Source organism: Sulfuricurvum sp. IAE1 (assembly GCF_004347735.1).
Lineage (GTDB): Bacteria > Campylobacterota > Campylobacteria > Campylobacterales > Sulfurimonadaceae > Sulfuricurvum.
Map to the genome: position 1 here is coordinate 275,583 of NZ_SLTI01000007.1, position 18,320 is coordinate 293,902.

Here is an 18,320-nt window from a genome sequence, read left to right on the forward strand (position 1 = left end):
TAACATGAAACGCCCAACACCGGTCAACGAAGAAGTATTATTTGACGGACGCAGCCTGATTTCCGAAACCGATACCAGAGGGGTCATCACCTACGTCAACCGAAAATTTACCGAAATGACCGGGTATACGGCCGTCGAAGCGGTGGGACAACCCCACAGCCTGCTCCGCCATCCTGACATGCCCAAAGCGGCGTTCGAAGGGATGTGGAAAATCATCCAAAGCGGAAAAATCTGGGAGGGGTATGTCAAAAATCTCCGCAAAGACGGAAAATTTTACTGGGTCGTCGTCCATATCGTCCCGAAACTGGACGCCGAAGGAAGCGTGATCGGCTATATCGCCTCACGCAAAATGCCCGACCGCAGCCGCCTCAAAATCATCGAAGCGCAATACAAAGAGATGCTCGAAACCGAGAAGGCTTAAGATCGGATTTTCGTCTCGAGCCATCCCCGCGCACGGTAAACCCGCCAGAACCACCATCCCTTGATAAATGTCTCCACCGTCATCGCGACATAAACCCAGAAGATTCCCAGCCCCCCCTTCATCACAAGATACGAGGGGATGATCCGGAACAGCCACAGCGAAAGAATCGATATCCTCATCGTCGTTTTCGTCGCTCCCGAACCACGCAACGCCCCGCTGAGGACGAACGTCAGTGCGAGCGGAACCTGTGAAATCCCTACGAGTCTCAAATAGATGGACGCATACTCGATCGTTGCGGCGTCATCGGTAAAAATCGCGGCAAGGTATTCAGGGAGAGCGACCAGAACAACCCCCACCGTTCCCATGAACACCATCGCGATTTTCGCACTGATCACTCCCGAAGCGTAAGCATCGTCGTATCGACGAGCGCCGATGAACTGACCGGCCAGCACCATGGCGGCTACCGAGAATCCGAATCCCGGCATAAACGCCAGCGCTTCGATCCGCAATCCGATCTGATACCCCGCCAGCGCCTGCGTTCCGTACGAGGCGATGATGACCACAAACAGCAAAAACGACGAGACGCCGACAACCCGTTCAAACGCCGCGGGCAGCCCGATTGAGAATATCCGGCGTACATCCGCCCATACGAAAAGGGGGTAAACGTCCAGAACACCGCCCTTTCGAAACAACAGCCATCCGTATGCCGCGATACCGAACCCGTACGCGCATACGGTGGCGTATGCGGCCCCCGCGACCCCCATCGGCTCGAAACCGCCGTGACCGAAAATAAAGAGATAATTCAGCCCCGCGTTCAACAAGGCCGAAAATATTTTGATGACCAGAGAACTTTTAGTGTCCCCGGCAGCGGAAAGAGCGTTGTATGCCAGCGTATCGAGAAAAATCAGCCCCATCCCAAGACACAATATCTGAAAGTAGTCACTGCCCAGGGCGATGACGTCGCCATCCGAACCCATCCAGCGAAAGAAATCGGCCGCATAAAACCATCCGATGCTTCCGATCCCCACGGAACCGGCAAGGGCTATCCAGCCTCCGGCATAAACGACGGCCGACGCCCTGTTACGCCGGCCGCTCCCGATGTAACGCGCGATCAGGGCGCTTGATCCGACCCCAAAAAGAGTCATCATCGCCTGTATCACCATCATAAACTGCATCGACAGCCCGACCGCCGCGAGGGCCGCAGCCCCCAATACCCCTACCATCATCATGTCGATGAGGATCTGGATAATATCAAGAAGATGCTTCAACGCCGCCGGAACGGCAAGGCGCAAAACATGGCGCTTCATCGCGTTTGCGCCGCCCCCTGCAAGATCTGCGATACTTTTTCCATCGCCGTAAACAGTTCCTCTTTCGTTCCGTATCGCAGTTCCACACGGTTAAGAGGCACCTCCCCGACCGGATCAAAATCACACACCAGCACGTATGACTCGACCCGGACGACGTCTGATTTCATCTCCGCCCATTCAAGCGATACCGATGCCGTTTCTCCCGCGGCATGGACCACTGCGGCCGGGTAAAGCCGCGTCACCCGGGAGAGATCGATTTTTTTCTCTCCCTCTTCGAACCACAATTCACCGTTCATTCGATCTCCTTTAGCCTGTAATGACGTCGTAACCAGCCGTAGTAAACGGCAGCCGCGAGAAAAACGCTCCCTAAAACCAGGGTGATCGTTTCGAGTGAAACGCCCCGCTGCGCGAGGCTCCCTATCAAGATCGACGCCAAAGCGCCGACTCCCAGGAAAATCATGTCGTTGTAAGCAACGACCCGCCCGTAGAAATCACGGTGCGTATGATGCTGCAGCAACGTATAGGTATACGACCACAACGTTGTCGTCACGAATCCGACCAGTACCGCAGCGGCCAGGGATGCGTAAAAATTCTCCATAACCGCCGACCAAAGGGCGATTGCCGCCGCTTCGGCGACGAACAGCCATCCCAGCCGGGCGTTGTTAATCCAGTGTCCCAGCACCATCGGACCGATCACCAGCCCCAGTGCGCGCGCGGCGTTTTGGAGCCCGATCCCCAAGGAAACGGCGACGATGTCGGCATAATAGTGTTTTGCCGTCAGCGCTACCAGCGCGTCGAATGCCGTAAACCCCAGCACCGCGTGCAGAAGCATCAGGTGAACGACGACCCGGTTTCGGCCGATGTAGCGCATCGCCTCGCTCATCATCGCGGTGAATCGGGAGGGGTGGGCCGTTGTCTTTTTTTCCAGCTTCAGCCCCCAGGCCAACACCAAAACAACCCCGAACAATCCCGCATCGAGCAAAAAGGCGGGAACGACCCCGATCCAGTAAACGACAACCCCGCTGAGGGCCATCCCCAGAGTGTAGGACAGCGACCAGATGATCGAATGGATTTCGTTGGCCGTTTGCAGCGCCTTTCCTTCGAGTATGCGGGGGAGAAGCGACATCTCCACGGTAAAATGAAAACTTGCGGCCCCCATCCGGATAAATACCAGCAGATACAACAAAGGGAGCATCGAAACCGAATCCACACCGATCAAGGAGAGGGTACAGACGATTTCGATAATGGTGAGAATAATCATCAGCCGTCGGGGGTCGATCCGGTCCACCAGAACCCCGCTCAGCGGAGCCTGGAATACGCCGGGAAGAAAATGGAGCGCCGCCACCAGCGCGATCGTCGCCGCATCCGCTCCCATCTGGATCAGCAGCGTGTAGATGGCGACGTTGCTGAACCACGCCCCGAAATAGGCGATCAGCTGGATCGCCGAAAGACGCCGCAGCAGCGGTTCGTTTCGTAAAAGAGCCCAGTATCGTTTCATGAACGCAAGGGTAGCACATATAATCGAAGAAGCGCCCTAAAGTTTTTTTTCCGATAGACGATTTAGGGGTATCAAATGTTCCAACCTATCAGTAGGAGAAAAAAATGGAAGTTCTACAATCAACCGCAAAGATGCAGCAAAGCCAGATGGCGATGCCCAAAAGCGGCGGAGTCGAGGCACCCAGTACACAAAACGTACAGCAGATGCAGCAAAATCAGATGAATGAGAACAAAGCGTCTGAAAAAAGTAACGAGCCAAAAATCGCAAGTGGCGACTATCAAAAAGAGATGGAAAAACTGGTACTCGAGCTGAACCGCTCCCTCAATCCGTTCAATACGTCTCTTCGTTTCGGATTTGACAGCTCGTCGGAAGATTTTTACGTATCGGTGATCGATACAAAAACCAATAACATGATCCGTCGCTTCCCGGCGGAAGAAGCGCAAGTGATTCTTCCCAAGATCCAAGAGATAAACGGCCTGCTTTTTGATGAAAGCGTCTGAAGCCGGTCCCACGCCTTCCGAACCAGAAAAAGAACAAGAACAAGAAAAAGGATTTTCGATGTACAACAACAATCTTGCCTACAATACTTATATTCAAAACGACATCGTCGTTGAATCGCCGGCCAAACTCGTCCAGATGATGTATGAGGGGATTTTGCGTTTCAACATGCAGGCAAAACGGTGCATCGAAACCGGCGATATCGAGAAACGGACCTACTGGATCAACCGTTCTTCCGCCGTCATCAATGAATTGATCCATATTCTCGACTATTCCCACGGAGACGTCGCCTATTACCTGGCGGGCCTGTACAACTACCAGCTTCAACTGCTGATGGAAGCCGCGCTTTATAAAGACACGGCTAAAATCGACGAAGTCAACAATGTTATGAAAGGGCTCCTCGAAGCATGGAAAGAGAGCACAAATGTGGGTTGAACGCTTTAAAGCGGCCCTGGTGCTCGAAGAGCCCGACACGATCGCAGCACTGCTCGATGAAATGCCCCGGTTTGAAACCCGTCAGGAAGTAGAAGAAGCCGCTTATCTTCTGCTGCAGGCTTCTGAAATGATCGAACAGCAAAAACGCCTTACCGCTCATACACTCCAACATCTCAAGAGCACCATCGATTTTCTCAAATCATCCCAAACTCCCGCTGACTCCTCTTTAAATATCAAACTTTAACGCCATTCTCATTCTTTTTTTGATAGAATCGCGGTATTCACTCCATTCCATTTCCGATGTATGAAGTCCGGGGATCAATTAAGAAGGATACTGATTATGAAAAAAGAGGTCAAAAAAGTCGTTCTCGCCTATTCCGGCGGATTGGACACCAGCGTTATTTTAAAATGGCTCCAAGATGAATACAAATGCGAAGTCGTTACGTTCACCGCCGATATCGGCCAGGGCGAAGAGGTGGAGCCGGCCCGTGCGAAAGCGCTGAGCCTTGGGATCAAACCTGAAAACATCTATATCGAAGACCTGCGCGAGGAATTCGTTCGCGATTACGTATTCCCCATGTTCCGCGCCAACGCGATCTACGAAGGGGAATATCTCCTGGGAACATCGATCGCACGCCCGCTCATTGCCAAACGTCAGGCCGAAATCGCCCGTATTACCGGTGCGGATGCCGTCAGCCACGGAGCCACCGGTAAAGGAAACGACCAGGTACGTTTTGAAATGGGGTATCTGGGACAAAACAGTTCACTGACCATCATCGCCCCTTGGCGCGAGTGGGATTTGAACTCCCGTGAAAAACTCCTCGCCTATGCCGCCGAGCACGGGATCAAAATCGAAATGAGCGGAAAAAAATCGCCGTATTCGATGGACGCCAACCTGCTTCACATCTCCTATGAGGGGGGAATCCTCGAAGATCCCGCTGCAGAGCCGGAAGAGAGCATGTGGCGCTGGACGGTCTCTCCCGAAAACGCACCGGATGAACCCGAGTACATCGAGATCGGGTACGAAAAAGGAGACCCGGTCAGTCTCAACGGCAAAACCCTCTCGCCTGCGGTTATGCTCGAACAGCTCAATATCATCGCCGGACGTCACGGAATCGGCCGTGCCGACATCGTCGAAAACCGCTACGTCGGTATGAAAAGCCGCGGATGCTACGAAACGCCGGGTGGAACGATCATGCTTCGCGCCCACCGCGCCATCGAATCGATTACCCTCGACCGCGAAGCGGCTCACCTCAAAGACGAGCTGATGCCCCGCTACGCCAAACTGATTTACAACGGTTTCTGGTTCTCACCGGAACGTGAAATGCTCCAGGCCGCCATCGACAAAACCCAGGAAAACGTGCGTGGTACGGTACGTCTTAAACTCTACAAAGGCAATGTCATGGTCGTCGGACGCAGTTCGGACGTATCGCTTTTCAATGCCGATTACTGTACATTTGAAGAAGACGCCGTCTACGATCAAAAAGACGCGGCAGGTTTCATCAAACTCAATGCATTGCGCTTTATCATCGCCGGCAAGGCCCGTAAAAACAAATAAGGAACATCCATGAGCGGAACGATCAAAAAAATCGACCCCGAATCGGTCGAATTTAAAGAAGAACTCGAAAAAACAATTAAATTTACCGACAAGGTATGTGCGCAGTTCGGGTTTGTCTACAATCCCGATCCCGAAATCAACCAGGGAATCCAGTTCGGGTTGACCCGGAACAAACTGATCCACGGAAAGCGTTATTGTCCCTGTTTCTTTGTCACCGGGAACAAAGAAGAAGATCGCATCTGCCCCTGTAAACCGGCGCTGGAACACGAAATCCCCACAGACGGCGTATGCCACTGCCAGATTTTCTGTACTCCCGCCTACGCGGCTTCGCAGCTTAAAAACGAAGAGATCGAAGCGGTCGTGCACCAGCATTCACGCGGTCTAAGCGCCGAAGAGTGCCAAATCCTGCTGAACAAAAGCGATATCGACAGCGACGAACTTACCGCTCTCATCGAAGCGCGTACACTGGGCATGGTCGATTTTAAAATCGTCGACGTTCGCGAATGGATGGAATGGAAAATGGGCCGTATCGCGGGTGCAGACCACCTGGTTCCGACCAGCAGCTTTTTTCAAACCCTCAACGAAGCCGCGATCGGTAAAGACGAACACATCATCGTCTACTGCCACGTCGGAAGCCGCAGTGCACATTGCCAGCGGATATTGACCGACATGGGATACACCAACGTATCCAACCTTGCCCACGGAATCGTCTCGTACGGCGGCGAAATCGTCCGGGGCTGATCGAAGGGACCTGTATGAAAGTATTATTGACCAAAGACGTCAAAGGGGTCGGAAAAGCGGGCGAGATCAAAGAAGTCGCCGACGGCTACGGAAAAAACTTCCTCATCGGTAAAGGGCTCGCGCTTGCCGCGACCAATGAAGTACTCAAGAAGTACGAAGCGGAACAACGGAAAAAAGCAGCTGACGAAGCGGCGGAAATCGAGCGCCTCAATGCCCTGAAAAGCCGTCTTGGGGACCTCAAGGTCGTCATTACCAAAAAACTCGGTAATACCGGTCACCTTTTTGGCGCCGTGACAAAAGACGAAATTGCCGATGCGCTCAAAGCCCAGTACGGGATAGAAATCGATAAAAAAGAACTCGATGCCAAGCACGGGATCAAAACAACCGGCCTTCACGACCTGGATCTCAAACTCGGGCACGGTATCCACGCCACCCTTCATCTCGAAATCAAAGGGGAATAAGCATGTTCGACGCCACCACCATACTCGCCTATAAAGGACGCAACAAAGCCGTTATCGGCGGTGACGGGCAGGTGACGTTCGGCCATACCGTTCTCAAAAACAACGCGACCAAAATCCGCACCCTGCACAACGGAGAGATCCTCGCCGGTTTTGCGGGTTCGACCGCGGATGCGTTTAACCTTTTTGATATGTTCGAAGAACACCTGGCCCATCGTAAAGGCGAACTTATCAAAGCGGTTATCGACTTTTCCAAAGCGTGGCGAAAGGACAAAATCCTCCGCCGCCTCGAAGCGATGATGATCGTCCTCAACACCGAGCATATATTCATCCTGACAGGGAACGGAGACGTCGTCGAACCCGAAGACGGCGAGCTGGCCGCAATCGGCAGCGGCGGAAGCTATGCCATCGCCGCCGCACGAGCACTGAAGCACCATTCCGCCCTGGACGAAGAAGCGCTCGTCAAAGAGTCCCTCTCCATCGCTGCGGATTTGTGCATCTATACGAATCACAACATCAAAACTCTCACCCTCGGATAAGACGCATGAACATGACCCCCCAAGAGATCGTCGATTATCTCGACCAGCACATCATCGGACAAAGAGATGCGAAAAAAACGATCGCCCTGGCGCTTCGGACCCGGTATCGCCGATTGCTTCTCGATCCGGCGCTGCGCGAGGAGATCATGCCCAAAAACATCCTGATGATCGGTTCGACCGGGGTCGGAAAAACCGAAATATCCCGCCGGCTGGCAAAACTCATGCAGCTTCCCTTCATCAAAGTCGAGGCGAGCAAATACACCGAGGTCGGATTCGTCGGGCGGGACGTCGAGTCAATGGTCAGAGACCTGGTCATGACCGCCCTTGCGATGGTCAAAGCCGAGCATACCGAAAACAATGCCGAAGCGATCGAACAGTACGTGATGGACACGATCCTCAAAAAACTTCTCCCCGAACCTTCCCATTTTGCATCGGATACCAAACGGGAAGAATACACCGCATCCAAAGAGCGGATGAAAGAGCGTATCGCGAACGGCGAAATGGACGAGCGGACGATCGAAATCGACCTCCCGAAAGGAAACGTCGAATTCAACGATACCAACATGCCGCCTGAAATCGCGCGGGTTCAGGAATCTTTTTCCCGGATGTTTTCGGTTATGGGCAAAGAGGACTCCAAAAAAGAGGTAACGGTCAAAGAGGCCAAAGAAATCCTTCGCCAGGAAGCGTCCGAAACCCTTCTAAACCAGGAACAGATCAAGCGCGAAGCGCTCCGCCGCGTCGAAGAGGGGGGAATTATTTTCCTCGATGAGATCGATAAAATCGCCGTAAGCGCCCGAAGCGACGGACGAAACGATCCCAGCAAGGAAGGAGTGCAGCGAGACCTGCTCCCGATTGTGGAGGGGAGTATCGTTTCGACCAAATTCGGACCCGTCAAAACCGATCATATCCTTTTCATCGCGGCCGGTGCGTTTCACCTGACCAAGCCCAGCGACCTGATACCCGAACTACAGGGACGTTTTCCCCTGCGTGTCGAGCTCGAACCGCTCGACGAAGAAGCGCTTTATCAAATTCTGACCAAACCGAAAAACTCGTTGCTCGAGCAATACAAAGCGCTGCTCGCAACCGAAAACGTAACCCTCGAATTCGATGATGCGGCGATACGCGCCATGGCAAGCTATTCGCAAAAAGCCAACGACAAAACCGAAGACATCGGTGCCAGACGCCTTCATACCGTCGTCGAAAAAGTTCTGGAAGAGATCAGTTTCAACGCGGTTCTGCACCGAAACACCACGGTCACCGTCACCGCCGAAACGGTCAATGCCATTCTTTCACCCGTCGTCGAGAACGAAGATCTCGCACGCTACATTCTCTAAAGGATTTCAATGAGCAAAGCCGGATTCGTAGCTCTAGTAGGCCGTCCGAACGCGGGAAAAAGCACCATGATGAACTGGCTTTTGGGCGAAAAGATCGCCCTGGTAAGCCAAAAAGCCAATGCGACCCGAAAACGCTCGAACGCGATTGTCATGCACCACGACGACCAGATCATTTTCGTCGACACTCCCGGACTGCACCAGGCCGAAAAACTACTCAACCAATACATGCTCGAAGAAGCGCTCAAAGCGATCGGTGACTGCGATCTGATCGTCTATCTGGCCCCCGCTTCGGATAAAACGAGCCATTACGAAAAATTTCTCGAACTCAATGCGCAAAAACGTAAACACATCATCGTCCTGAGCAAAATCGATCAGGTGCCTCAGGCCGAACTCCTCAAAAAAATCGGCGAATACAACCGTTTCAGCGACCGTTTCGAAGCGCTGATTCCGATGTCGGTAACCAAAAACGTGGGCAAAAACGATCTGCTCGACACCATCGTCAAACACCTCGAAGAATCTCCCTACCTCTACGATCCTGATAACCTCACAACGGAGATGATGCGGGATATCTACAAAGAGTTCGTCCGCGAAGCGATCTTCGACAATATCAGTGACGAAATCCCTTACGAATCGGACGTCATGATCGACAAGATCGACGAAGAAGGTCCGATCGAACACATCCGCGCGACCATCATCGTCGAAAAAGAGACCCAAAAAGGGATCATCATCGGCAAAGGGGGAAGCGCCATCAAACGGATCGGCCGCAGTGCCCGTGAAAAAATCGAACGCCTCGCCGGACGGCCCGTCTATCTCGATCTCTTCGTATCGGTAAAAAAGGGATGGAGTTCGGATAAAAAAACTTTGAGTGATTTGGGATACGAATGGTAAAAATTCTTGCATCGGTTATAGTATCGTCGGGGTTGCTGTTCTCTGCCGAAGTGATTACGCTCTACAAAAGCGGCGGTAAAAAACTGATCGAAAAAGAGACCCTGAGCACCTCGTACTGGTCGGGAGACGTCAACCGTAAAGACCTCCGTTTCGGCTATTTCGAGCGGGCTTTTTCCCTCCTCTCGTGCAACAAGGAAAAAGGGGTGCTCGAACTCTACGCCCCCGATGCCCAGAAACGTTTTTCCCTTAAAAAACGTTACGGTGCCCTTACCGGCAAATACGCGGGGGACAAAATGGTCGAAGGAGACCTTCGGACCCCCATCGGGATTTATAACCTCGTCCAGAAGAAAAAAACGGTCGATCCGTTTTACGGACCGATGGCGTTTGTCACATCCTATCCAAATCTCTACGACCGTATCCGCGGCAAAAACGGTTCGGGGATCTGGGTCCACGGCGTTCCCCTCAGCGGCACCCGCGAATCGTTTACCCGTGGGTGTATCGCGATCAACAACAACGACCTGATTCAGCTCGACCGCAGCATCAATCCCGCCGACACCCTGCTCATTATCGATTCGGCACCCAAAAAGCCTGTCGAACCCGCGGCATATTCGGCGATACTCGCGGGACTGCACCAATGGAAATACGCCTGGACCTACAATGATCTCGAAAGCTATCTCTCTTTTTACGACCCTTCGTTCAAACGTTTTGACGGAATGGGGCTATCGCAGTTCAAATCATTTAAAGAACGGATTTTTGCGAAAAACGAAGTCAAAACGATCACGTTCAATAATATCAATATCATCCCCTACCCAGGGGAAAAACGGAATCTCTTCCTTGTCACGTTCGATCAGGTTTACGTCAGCGACAGCCACCGTTTTGAGGGGGAAAAATCGTTGCTGGTCGCCCTTAAAGGAGATAAAACCATCTCTATCCTGACCGAAGAATAATCGATGCGACTTCTCGCCTTCGCATTTTTGGTCTCCCTCGGATTGCATGCGTCTCCATTCTCTCTCATCAAAAAAGAAACCCGAACGCCGAATACCCAGACGCTACTGGTCATCGGGGGGATTCACGGGAACGAACCCGGAAGTTATTTCGCCGGCGCAATCCTTTCCGAACACTATCGGATCACCAAAGGGAATCTGTGGATTATTCCGGATTTAAACCGACAAAGCATCCAGGAAAACAATCGCGGAATCAACGGCGATCTTAACCGTAAGTTTGCCGACATCTCTCCCGACGATCCGGACTATGAAATCGTCAGAGAAGTCCAGAAAATCATCGTCAGCCCCGAAGTGGGACTGATTCTCAACCTTCACGACGGACACGGCTTTTACCGGAAAAAATACCTCAATACGATTTTCAATCCCAATGCATGGGGGCAGACGTGCGTCATCGACCAGCAATCGCTCGACCACGACCATCCTTTCGGCCATCTCGACCACATCGCGACCCAAGTGAGCCGAACCCTCAACGGAGGGCTGATCGAGGACCACCATTTCTTCGATGTTCGCAACACAAATACGCGCTTTGACGACGAAGCGATGCGCCATTCGCTAACCTATTACGCCGTTACGAACCACAAACCGGCGTTTGCTATTGAAACAAGCAAACATCTCCCTACCCTTCACCACAAAGTTTTTTATCAGCTGCGGGCCATCGAATGTTATATGGAGCTGATGGGGATCGAATTCGAGCGATCATTCAGTCTTGAGCCCGAAGCCATCCGGAATCTACTCGAATTGCGTGGAAATTTAACTATTAATAACAATTTTTATCTAAAAATGGAAAATTTAAGAAACAGTTTAAGTTTCATTCCGCTAAAATCAGGACGAAACGATTTTAAATTTTCCCATCCGTTGGGAAGTGTACGAAAAAACAAGAGTCACTACGATCTTTTTATCGGGAACCGGAAAATCGCTTCTCTGCTCCCGAACTATGCGGCAAACGACGACTGTATCAACGAAGTGAGCGTACAAGCTGACGGACAACAAAAAACATTATCTGTTGCTACAGATTTTTTTGTAACGGACGATTTTAAGGTCGTCAACCATAATCCCGGCATACGGCTTAACGTCATCGGTTTTACCGCGCGTGGGGTGAGAGACGAAAGCAACCTGCGCATACGGCGGGAAGATTTGGATACTAATTATTCCGTCGATACTTCCAAAAAGAGCTATCGGCTGGAGTTTTATCGGGAAAACCGTTTTTGCGGGATGGTCCTTGTACATTTTAAATAGGATAAACAGAGGATGAGTAAAAGCAAGCAGCAGACTTATTCGACCATCGTTTCGACCAACCCCTACAAGGGCGACTGGTACGTTGGTACGTTCAACACGATCTCGAAAACGACTTCACCCTCTTTTTCAAAAGAACAGTATGCCGTCTCCTTTCTGAACACCAAAGGGTTTATCTATACCCTCGTGGGTATCAGCAAAAATATCCCCGACGAGGACATCTATGATGCCCTGGAGACGAAAGTCTACGAAGACCTGGCGCTGGACATGGCGATCGAATACCATATCAAGCACATCGAAGCGCCGCAACGCGGGAGTGAATCGGAACGTTTTTTTCACACGTTCGTCGTCGATCCTCTGACTCTGGAACAGGAATTCGCGGGTGTCGTCGGCGAAATCAAATACGTTGACCAGATCGTCCCCGTTCCGTTGCTGCTCAAATCGCTCTACGTCAAAGACCTGATCGAAACTTCCGACATCCACTGTTTTATCTATTTTCAGGAAAATGACGCCTTTTTCTGTATCTACAACGAGCAGCAGTTCGTCTATGCCAAATCGTTGAAGTATTCGCTCAAACAGATGCACGAACGCTTCTGCGAACTTCTCGGTGAACAGATCGACTTGATGCAGTTTGAGCGGATGCTTGTCGAAGAGGGACTTAACGCCTCCCATCCCGAATATCAGAAAAATCTGATCAAACTCTTCGGAGAAATTTTCCTGCACGTCAGCGACGTCATGACCTACGCCAAACGGGCTTACGACATCCAAAAATTCGATCAGATTTTCATCGGTACTGGGGCCGGAAGCGTCAGCGGCCTCGACGAATACGCACAAACCTATCTTGGGATCCGGACCTCGCCTTTCGATTTCAATTACGGCTTCAACACGGGCGGATCGCGGGTCGATCAGATTCACCAGCTGATGCACCTCTACGGACGAATGGATGCCGATGAACGCTACGAGTGTAACTTCACCATTTTCCACCGTCCTCCCCCCTTCACACAGCGAGACAGCGGAAAAATGATTCTCGTCACCGCGGCTTCCCTCACCGCCGCACTCCTTTACCCCGGCGTGTATTGGGGGCTTTCGTACGTCGAAGAGTTCCGGCATGCCTTCCTCAGTAAAGAATACGAACAGGTCCATATCGAGAAAATGACCCGGGAAGCGACAATCAATTTGAAAATGGCCAACCGCAACGCGGCCGAAACGCTTCTCAACGAACAAAAAACGGCATATCAGCAAAAGCAGGACACCTTGGTGCAGGTCCACGACAAAAAAGTCAATTACCCGATGAAAGCCAAGATCATGGCCGACTTCACCCGTAGTTTCAACCAGTATCGCGTACAGCTCAAAAACGCTTCCTACACCGAAGATCAAAACGGAACGCAGAAAGTCTTTACGTTCGGCTTGGTTTCACCCTCGACCCAAAATATCACGGCGCTCCTCAAACATCTCACCGATGCCAAACGGGACAAATACGACTTCGAGCTGAAACTGATCTCGTTTAACGAGGAAGAAAAGTCCTATCTCGGCGAACTCAAGGCGGTAATCAAATGAAGTTCAATATCGAAGACTACCTCTACGCGCTCGACCACTCCCTGGCGCGAAAAAGCGAACGCGACAAGATGATGCTTTTCATCATGATTTTCGCATCGCTGTTCGCATTTTCGTATCTCTTTTTGTGGGAAAGTTCCGAGGCAAGCTTCAACGTTTCCCACGAAAAAGCGGTCAAGGTCGAAAATGATCTGAACGTCGACAAACAATACCTCGCGGCGAATCCTCCCGAGCGGATCAAACAAATCGAGCAGGAAACAATCGAAATCGAACGCCAGCACGCGCTCTATATCCAGTACAATGATTACATAAAGCAGCAGCTTGAACAAATTTCTTCCCTCTACTACGATGAAAAAGTATGGGGGGCGTATCTTGATTCCGTATCGCGATACGCCAGAGCCTACAATGTAAAACTGGCCAAATTCGGCAATACGCTCCAGACCGACAAAAGTTCGTTCGGGCATGTTCTTGACATCAACATCTCTTCCGAAGGGCCTTATAAAAACACCCTTAAATTCGTCAACGCACTCGAACAGAGCTTTCTCGTCGTCGACCTCCACGATTTCAACCTGAGTGCCGAAGAGAAGCTCAAAGGGAATCTGAATATCTCGGTATGGGGGATTGTACGCCAATGAGACCGTTTATCTTCTTGGGATTACTGAGCGCCCTGACGCTGCAAGCAGCCCTCACGACCGCCTCCCCTGCAGCCGCCTCACCCCTCGTGCCGGCACCGCAACAAGACAAGGAGCTGGCGTGGGTTGACGAGCAGATCCGCTCGATCCTCCCCGCAAGGGTCGGAATCTCGGACAGCTTCATCAATTCCCTGCGTGATCCGGTCAAACTCAAAAAACCGGCAGCTACGGCAACCCCGTTACAAGGCGGCAACAAGCTCCTGCCTCCTCCGAAACTGGGAAGTACCCTTACTCCGCCGCCGCCGCAAATCGTCGAAGAACCGCTGCGGTTGATGGCGCTGATGAACCAATCGGCCCTGATCAGCGGAAAATGGTATCGCGCCGGTGAAAACGTACGCGGATACACTCTCAGCGAGATCAAACCCTCTTCGGTACTGCTGACAGGGAAAAAAGCCCAAAAGCTGATCTTGTTTTTGACAAAACAAAACAACAATATTAAAATTAACACCAAATAGGAAAGTATCATGACATCCGTAATCAAACACCATGCACGCGCGTTAATGTTATCCGGTCTTGCGGCTGCCCTCCTCTCCTCCACCGCATTACAGGCGGACTGTACCTATGAACTTTTCAATATCTCTTCGGTCAAAGGGACGACCGTCGGCGAATTCGTCGATCAACTGAGCGAAGAGTGCGGGATGAGCGTCATCGTCGCCGATCCCGAAGCGGAAAAAGTCCTTGCCAAGGCGATGAACAAAACCTTCCTGAAAAACCTCACCATCAATGAAGTGCTTGATCTTATCATCAAGGAAAACGATCTGCAGTACACCCTCCAAAACAACGTCCTGAAAATTTCGTACCTGCAGACGAAAACCTATGCGATCGACTACATCATCTCCGAACGCCGAGGAACCGGCAGCGCCAACATTACCCTCAGCTCCAATACCGGATCAGCCCAAAGTACAACAGGAACGTCATCCGCTTCGTCTTCATCTTCGTCCGGCGGAAGCACGAATCAGTCAAAAAGCAGCACATCGTCCGAATCGGGAATAAAAATCACGTCTAACGACGAAGTTCTGTTCTGGGAAACGCTTGACAAAGAGCTTGAAAGCATTTTGAACCGCCCTGAAGACACTTATACCGCCAAAACACCGATGATCAATAAAAACGCCGGTCTTATCACCGTCACCGCTACGGGCGCGCAGCACAAGCGTCTTGACGCCTATTTGAACGATCTTGAAAAAAAGATGCAGACACAGGTCCTCATTGACGTCAAAATGTACAGTGTCGTTTTCAGTGACGCCTCGTCGACCGGTATCGACTGGTCCCAGCTATACGCGTTGCAGAATATCAAACTCGGGTTCGATTACGTCAGCAAAAACAACCTGGTCGAATATACCAACGACGGGGATCTGCTCGGAACGACCTCCTTTACCACGATGGGCCAGCAGGCGGTAAACAACGCCCACGCGTTTCAATTATCCGCTAAAGGGAGTCTGAACGAAGTGATCAAATTCCTCAAAACGCAAGGCGATGTCTATGCCATTTCAAACCCGAAAGTGATGACCCTCAACAATCAGCCGGCGCTGATTACCGCCGGGACGGAGCTCTTTTATAAAACATCGCAATCCAATACTCTTGCCGGAGGTTCAACCGGAACAACATCCCAAACCGAAATCGTCAGTTCGGTTTTCTCCGGCGTTTTGCTCGATATTACCCCCGAAATTGCCAAAGACGGTACGATCACCTTACGGATCAACCCTTCTATTTCGGAAGTGGCAAGCGATATTTCAGCAAACAATGCCGATCGTAAAATGCCGCCCGACCTGAGCCGCCGCCAGCTCTCGTCGGTCATTTCGGTCAAAGACGGCAACCGGGTCATCCTAGGAGGACTCATCAATACCAAAAACGTCAATGATACCAACAAAGTTCCGCTGCTGGGCGACATTCCCGTCCTCGGTCATCTGTTCAAACGCGAGGGAATCACGAAGCAGACCGAAGAGATCGTTATCATCATCGAACCGCACATCGTCAAAAAAGAGTCCGACAAACTGAGCCTGAGCGATTTGGGCTACACCCGTCTGGGGAATAAAATCGAAGAAGAAGCGAAGCAGGACACCAAATAAGGAAATGGTAGAAAACTCCCTTTTCTCAAAACCGCGCGATCTGTTTCTCGACGTCGTCAACGCCAGGGACTACGTCCAGATCGACAGCGTCTCGCATATGTACCAATCCCTCAAAAACTCGGTCGAAAAACCGCTCAAGATGATTCTCCTTTACGGAAAACCGGGGACGGGGAAAAGTATGCTCCTGCACAAGCTCCATTACGATCTTTCCAAACATCAGAAAGTATTCATGGTCGAAACCCCGATTATCGAGGAAGAAGATTTTTTGCGCGTTCTCGCACAACAGATTTTCGGACATTCTCCCAGAGAAGGGATCTCCCTGAACCGTTTCCTTGAAATCGCCAGCGCCCTTTCGCTGCCGAACGTCCCGATCGTATTACTGGACGAAGCGCAGCTGTATTCGGCTTCGCTGATGGAGAAGATCCGTCTCATTTCCGACGCCCGCGCCGTGAAATTTGTCATCACCCTCCACAAAACGGACAAAGAGGACGTCATCGCCAAAGAGCATTTCCAGACCCGTATCTGGGAGAGCATCGAACTCAAAAACGCGACTCCCGAAGAGCTGAAAGTGTACGTCCAGAAAAAACTTCTCAAAGCCAACTGCTTCGATGTCGCCAACATGTTCAACGACAAAAACATGAAGCTTATCGCTTCACTGACGCGGGGGAACTACCGGGAGACGAACAAACTCCTGTTTTCCCTCTTCGGCCTGTATTGCTGGTACGAAGAAAATCACCCTTCCGCCATCGGCTACAATGCACTCAAACCCAAATGGATCGAAATGGCCGCGATCCACACAGGACTGATCCGTGCTTGATATCCGCGATCTCGAACGGCGCTGGCTGAAATACAAACTCAAACGCTATCTCCCCTATACGGCGGCGGCATTGGTCGTTCTGGGAGGAGTCGTCATGTTCCTCCTCCCCACCCGCGAGGATTCCCTCTCTTCTGTCGCAGAATCGAACGGTTCTGAGCGATCGTTATTGCCTTCCTCTTCAAGAGCAGACCTCAACACCACCGTGCTCGAACCTTCCATGGAATTCGTCGAAACATTCCAGGGGCCGCTTGCCGCACACCCCGCACAAGCCGCCGCAGCTCCACGACTTCCGGCTCAGTCATCCCTTCCTCCACCGAAAATCCTTGAAATGCCCGAACCGCCGCAAACCGTTGGTTCGAGCCCGAAACCGGCCGTAGCGGGCGCTCAGGGCGAGCGGGGACTGCTCATCAACCGTAATGAGAGTAAAACCGATATCGAAGAACTCCAAAATCGCTTCAAGGAGACGTCCAACGCCAATCTCGGCCTCTACATAGCCAAATACCATTACGATCGGGGCAACTATGCCGAAGCGTATAACTATGCGCTCAAAACGAATGCGATCAACAGCCGGATCGAGGAGAGCTGGCTGCTGTTTTCAAAGGCGCTTGTCAAACTCGGGCGAACCGAACAGGCGAAAAAGACCCTCCAGCTGTATGTCCAGCAATCCGATTCGGATGCGGCCAAAGCGTTGCTCAATTCCATCGAGAAAGGGGCTTTTAAATGAGAAGGATCGTGACGGCTGCCCTGCTTTTTCTGGGTACGGTATCGCTCGCGGATGCGGGAGCCCAGCTCTATTCGCTCTATCAACGGGGACTCTACGCGCAAGGGTGCGATTTCGGCTACCGTTTCTTTACCCCGAACAAACGCAATGAAGCGTTCGTCTCGCTGGTGGGTTTTTCATGCCTCAAAGCCGATCAGATCGATCGTCTGGCCCCCGTCATCCCCGCTTTGCACGCAACCCCCGAATCCCGGGCCAACAGCGCCTATTTCTCGATGCTGCTGATGCAAAAAAAACTCCTCGCCCAGGCCCTGTACGACAACAAGCCTCTTAACGGCCTCAAATTTCCGACCAGCAGCCATCCTCTCTCCAGGGTGTTCGATTTCTACCTGCGCGATTCCAAACCGGCCGAAGCGGTCAAAGAGTATGCCGATCCCCAGGATCCGCGGCGATTCTACAAGCTCTACACCGCCGAAAACAACGGGCGCAAGAGCATAGCGATCGATGAGTATTATGATAGAATATTAACTTTTCATCACGTGTATTGATAAAGGACGGA

At 51.7% G+C, this 18,320-nt stretch carries 22 protein-coding genes; 19 read left to right on the forward strand and 3 right to left on the reverse strand.

The window, feature by feature from the left end; translation table 11 throughout:
- Positions 1–4: 4 nt before the first annotated feature.
- Positions 5–421, forward strand: coding sequence for a PAS domain-containing protein (locus tag E0765_RS02010; RefSeq protein WP_132811544.1), 417 nt, complete (start codon positions 5–7; stop codon positions 419–421).
- Here E0765_RS02010 and E0765_RS02015 read toward each other — a convergent pair.
- The 3 genes from E0765_RS02015 to E0765_RS02025 are packed head-to-tail and all read right to left on the reverse strand — an operon-like array spanning position 418 to position 3,226.
- Complete coding sequence (locus E0765_RS02015; protein ID WP_132811545.1) at positions 418–1,728, reverse strand: MATE family efflux transporter; 1,311 nt, start codon at positions 1,726–1,728, stop codon at positions 418–420. The genes E0765_RS02010 and E0765_RS02015 overlap by 4 nt on opposite strands.
- Positions 1,725–2,024, reverse strand: a complete 300-nt coding sequence (locus tag E0765_RS02020; protein ID WP_132811546.1) for a hypothetical protein — start codon at positions 2,022–2,024, stop codon at positions 1,725–1,727. Before E0765_RS02020 ends, E0765_RS02015 begins: the two co-directional genes overlap by 4 nt.
- A complete protein-coding gene (locus E0765_RS02025; RefSeq protein WP_132811547.1) occupies positions 2,021–3,226 on the reverse strand; it encodes an MFS transporter in 1,206 nt (401 codons plus the stop codon). Before E0765_RS02025 ends, E0765_RS02020 begins: the two co-directional genes overlap by 4 nt.
- 104 nt (positions 3,227–3,330) lie before the next feature.
- Here E0765_RS02025 and E0765_RS02030 point away from each other — a divergent pair, with 104 nt between their 5' ends.
- The 18 genes from E0765_RS02030 to E0765_RS02115 all read left to right on the forward strand — a co-directional run bounded on the left by E0765_RS02030 (position 3,331) and on the right by E0765_RS02115 (position 18,309).
- Positions 3,331–3,726 carry a flagellar protein FlaG gene (locus E0765_RS02030; protein ID WP_132811548.1) on the forward strand — a complete coding sequence of 132 codons (396 nt, stop codon included), beginning with the start codon at positions 3,331–3,333 and terminating at the stop codon, positions 3,724–3,726.
- Positions 3,727–3,784: 58 nt separating this feature from the next.
- A complete protein-coding gene (gene fliS / locus E0765_RS02035) occupies positions 3,785–4,159 on the forward strand; it encodes a flagellar export chaperone FliS (RefSeq protein ID WP_132811549.1) in 375 nt (124 codons plus the stop codon).
- Positions 4,149–4,403, forward strand: coding sequence for a hypothetical protein (locus E0765_RS02040; RefSeq protein WP_132811550.1), 255 nt, complete (start codon positions 4,149–4,151; stop codon positions 4,401–4,403). The genes fliS and E0765_RS02040 overlap by 11 nt, the downstream gene beginning before the upstream one ends.
- 96 nt (positions 4,404–4,499) lie before the next feature.
- Positions 4,500–5,717, forward strand: coding sequence for an argininosuccinate synthase (locus tag E0765_RS02045; RefSeq protein WP_132811551.1), 1,218 nt, complete (start codon positions 4,500–4,502; stop codon positions 5,715–5,717).
- Positions 5,718–5,726: 9 nt separating this feature from the next.
- Positions 5,727–6,458 (forward strand): ferredoxin-thioredoxin reductase catalytic domain-containing protein, encoded by a 732-nt coding sequence (locus tag E0765_RS02050; protein WP_132811552.1) that lies wholly within the window; start codon positions 5,727–5,729, stop codon positions 6,456–6,458.
- Positions 6,459–6,472: 14 nt separating this feature from the next.
- Positions 6,473–6,919 (forward strand): 50S ribosomal protein L9, encoded by a 447-nt coding sequence (gene rplI, locus E0765_RS02055; RefSeq protein ID WP_132811553.1) that lies wholly within the window; start codon positions 6,473–6,475, stop codon positions 6,917–6,919.
- A gap of 2 nt (positions 6,920–6,921) precedes the next feature.
- Complete coding sequence (gene hslV / locus E0765_RS02060) at positions 6,922–7,455, forward strand: ATP-dependent protease subunit HslV (protein ID WP_132811554.1); 534 nt, start codon at positions 6,922–6,924, stop codon at positions 7,453–7,455.
- A 5-nt stretch (positions 7,456–7,460) separates the two neighbouring features.
- Positions 7,461–8,789 carry an ATP-dependent protease ATPase subunit HslU gene (gene hslU / locus E0765_RS02065; RefSeq protein ID WP_132811555.1) on the forward strand — a complete coding sequence of 443 codons (1,329 nt, stop codon included), beginning with the start codon at positions 7,461–7,463 and terminating at the stop codon, positions 8,787–8,789.
- Between the two features lie 9 nt (positions 8,790–8,798).
- Entirely contained in the window at positions 8,799–9,677 is an 879-nt protein-coding gene (gene era / locus E0765_RS02070) for a GTPase Era (RefSeq protein WP_132811556.1), read from the forward strand.
- Entirely contained in the window at positions 9,671–10,624 is a 954-nt protein-coding gene (locus tag E0765_RS02075; RefSeq protein ID WP_132811557.1) for a murein L,D-transpeptidase family protein, read from the forward strand. Before era ends, E0765_RS02075 begins: the two co-directional genes overlap by 7 nt.
- A 3-nt stretch (positions 10,625–10,627) precedes the next feature.
- Positions 10,628–11,917, forward strand: coding sequence for a M99 family carboxypeptidase catalytic domain-containing protein (locus tag E0765_RS02080; RefSeq protein WP_132811558.1), 1,290 nt, complete (start codon positions 10,628–10,630; stop codon positions 11,915–11,917).
- 12 nt (positions 11,918–11,929) lie between these two features.
- Positions 11,930–13,471 carry a hypothetical protein gene (locus E0765_RS02085; RefSeq protein WP_132811559.1) on the forward strand — a complete coding sequence of 514 codons (1,542 nt, stop codon included), beginning with the start codon at positions 11,930–11,932 and terminating at the stop codon, positions 13,469–13,471.
- Positions 13,468–14,103: a hypothetical protein gene (locus tag E0765_RS02090; protein ID WP_132811560.1), complete on the forward strand. Its 636-nt coding sequence runs from the start codon at positions 13,468–13,470 to the stop codon at positions 14,101–14,103. Before E0765_RS02085 ends, E0765_RS02090 begins: the two co-directional genes overlap by 4 nt.
- Positions 14,100–14,615 carry a hypothetical protein gene (locus E0765_RS02095; protein WP_132811561.1) on the forward strand — a complete coding sequence of 172 codons (516 nt, stop codon included), beginning with the start codon at positions 14,100–14,102 and terminating at the stop codon, positions 14,613–14,615. Before E0765_RS02090 ends, E0765_RS02095 begins: the two co-directional genes overlap by 4 nt.
- A gap of 9 nt (positions 14,616–14,624) precedes the next feature.
- The gene (mshL, locus tag E0765_RS02100) at positions 14,625–16,226 is read left to right on the forward strand and encodes a pilus (MSHA type) biogenesis protein MshL (RefSeq protein WP_132811562.1); all 1,602 of its coding nucleotides are present in this window, start codon (positions 14,625–14,627) and stop codon (positions 16,224–16,226) included.
- Between the two features lie 4 nt (positions 16,227–16,230).
- On the forward strand, positions 16,231–17,043 hold the full coding sequence (locus tag E0765_RS02105) for an ATP-binding protein (RefSeq protein ID WP_132811563.1): 813 nt from the start codon (positions 16,231–16,233) through the stop codon (positions 17,041–17,043).
- The gene (locus E0765_RS02110) at positions 17,036–17,767 is read left to right on the forward strand and encodes a tol-pal system YbgF family protein (protein WP_132811564.1); all 732 of its coding nucleotides are present in this window, start codon (positions 17,036–17,038) and stop codon (positions 17,765–17,767) included. The genes E0765_RS02105 and E0765_RS02110 overlap by 8 nt, the downstream gene beginning before the upstream one ends.
- Positions 17,764–18,309 (forward strand): hypothetical protein, encoded by a 546-nt coding sequence (locus E0765_RS02115; protein ID WP_132811565.1) that lies wholly within the window; start codon positions 17,764–17,766, stop codon positions 18,307–18,309. Before E0765_RS02110 ends, E0765_RS02115 begins: the two co-directional genes overlap by 4 nt.
- The last annotated feature ends 11 nt before the right edge of the window (positions 18,310–18,320 follow it).

Coding starts and splice junctions, on each gene's coding strand:
- E0765_RS02010 (WP_132811544.1), top strand. CDS start 5: ATGAAACGCCCAACACCGGTCAACGAAGAAGTATTATTTGACGGACGC.
- E0765_RS02015 (WP_132811545.1), bottom strand. CDS start 1,728: ATGAAGCGCCATGTTTTGCGCCTTGCCGTTCCGGCGGCGTTGAAGCAT.
- E0765_RS02020 (WP_132811546.1), bottom strand. CDS start 2,024: ATGAACGGTGAATTGTGGTTCGAAGAGGGAGAGAAAAAAATCGATCTC.
- E0765_RS02025 (WP_132811547.1), bottom strand. CDS start 3,226: ATGAAACGATACTGGGCTCTTTTACGAAACGAACCGCTGCTGCGGCGT.
- E0765_RS02030 (WP_132811548.1), top strand. CDS start 3,331: ATGGAAGTTCTACAATCAACCGCAAAGATGCAGCAAAGCCAGATGGCG.
- fliS (WP_132811549.1), top strand. CDS start 3,785: ATGTACAACAACAATCTTGCCTACAATACTTATATTCAAAACGACATC.
- E0765_RS02040 (WP_132811550.1), top strand. CDS start 4,149: ATGTGGGTTGAACGCTTTAAAGCGGCCCTGGTGCTCGAAGAGCCCGAC.
- E0765_RS02045 (WP_132811551.1), top strand. CDS start 4,500: ATGAAAAAAGAGGTCAAAAAAGTCGTTCTCGCCTATTCCGGCGGATTG.
- E0765_RS02050 (WP_132811552.1), top strand. CDS start 5,727: ATGAGCGGAACGATCAAAAAAATCGACCCCGAATCGGTCGAATTTAAA.
- rplI (WP_132811553.1), top strand. CDS start 6,473: ATGAAAGTATTATTGACCAAAGACGTCAAAGGGGTCGGAAAAGCGGGC.
- hslV (WP_132811554.1), top strand. CDS start 6,922: ATGTTCGACGCCACCACCATACTCGCCTATAAAGGACGCAACAAAGCC.
- hslU (WP_132811555.1), top strand. CDS start 7,461: ATGAACATGACCCCCCAAGAGATCGTCGATTATCTCGACCAGCACATC.
- era (WP_132811556.1), top strand. CDS start 8,799: ATGAGCAAAGCCGGATTCGTAGCTCTAGTAGGCCGTCCGAACGCGGGA.
- E0765_RS02075 (WP_132811557.1), top strand. CDS start 9,671: ATGGTAAAAATTCTTGCATCGGTTATAGTATCGTCGGGGTTGCTGTTC.
- E0765_RS02080 (WP_132811558.1), top strand. CDS start 10,628: ATGCGACTTCTCGCCTTCGCATTTTTGGTCTCCCTCGGATTGCATGCG.
- E0765_RS02085 (WP_132811559.1), top strand. CDS start 11,930: ATGAGTAAAAGCAAGCAGCAGACTTATTCGACCATCGTTTCGACCAAC.
- E0765_RS02090 (WP_132811560.1), top strand. CDS start 13,468: ATGAAGTTCAATATCGAAGACTACCTCTACGCGCTCGACCACTCCCTG.
- E0765_RS02095 (WP_132811561.1), top strand. CDS start 14,100: ATGAGACCGTTTATCTTCTTGGGATTACTGAGCGCCCTGACGCTGCAA.
- mshL (WP_132811562.1), top strand. CDS start 14,625: ATGACATCCGTAATCAAACACCATGCACGCGCGTTAATGTTATCCGGT.
- E0765_RS02105 (WP_132811563.1), top strand. CDS start 16,231: ATGGTAGAAAACTCCCTTTTCTCAAAACCGCGCGATCTGTTTCTCGAC.
- E0765_RS02115 (WP_132811565.1), top strand. CDS start 17,764: ATGAGAAGGATCGTGACGGCTGCCCTGCTTTTTCTGGGTACGGTATCG.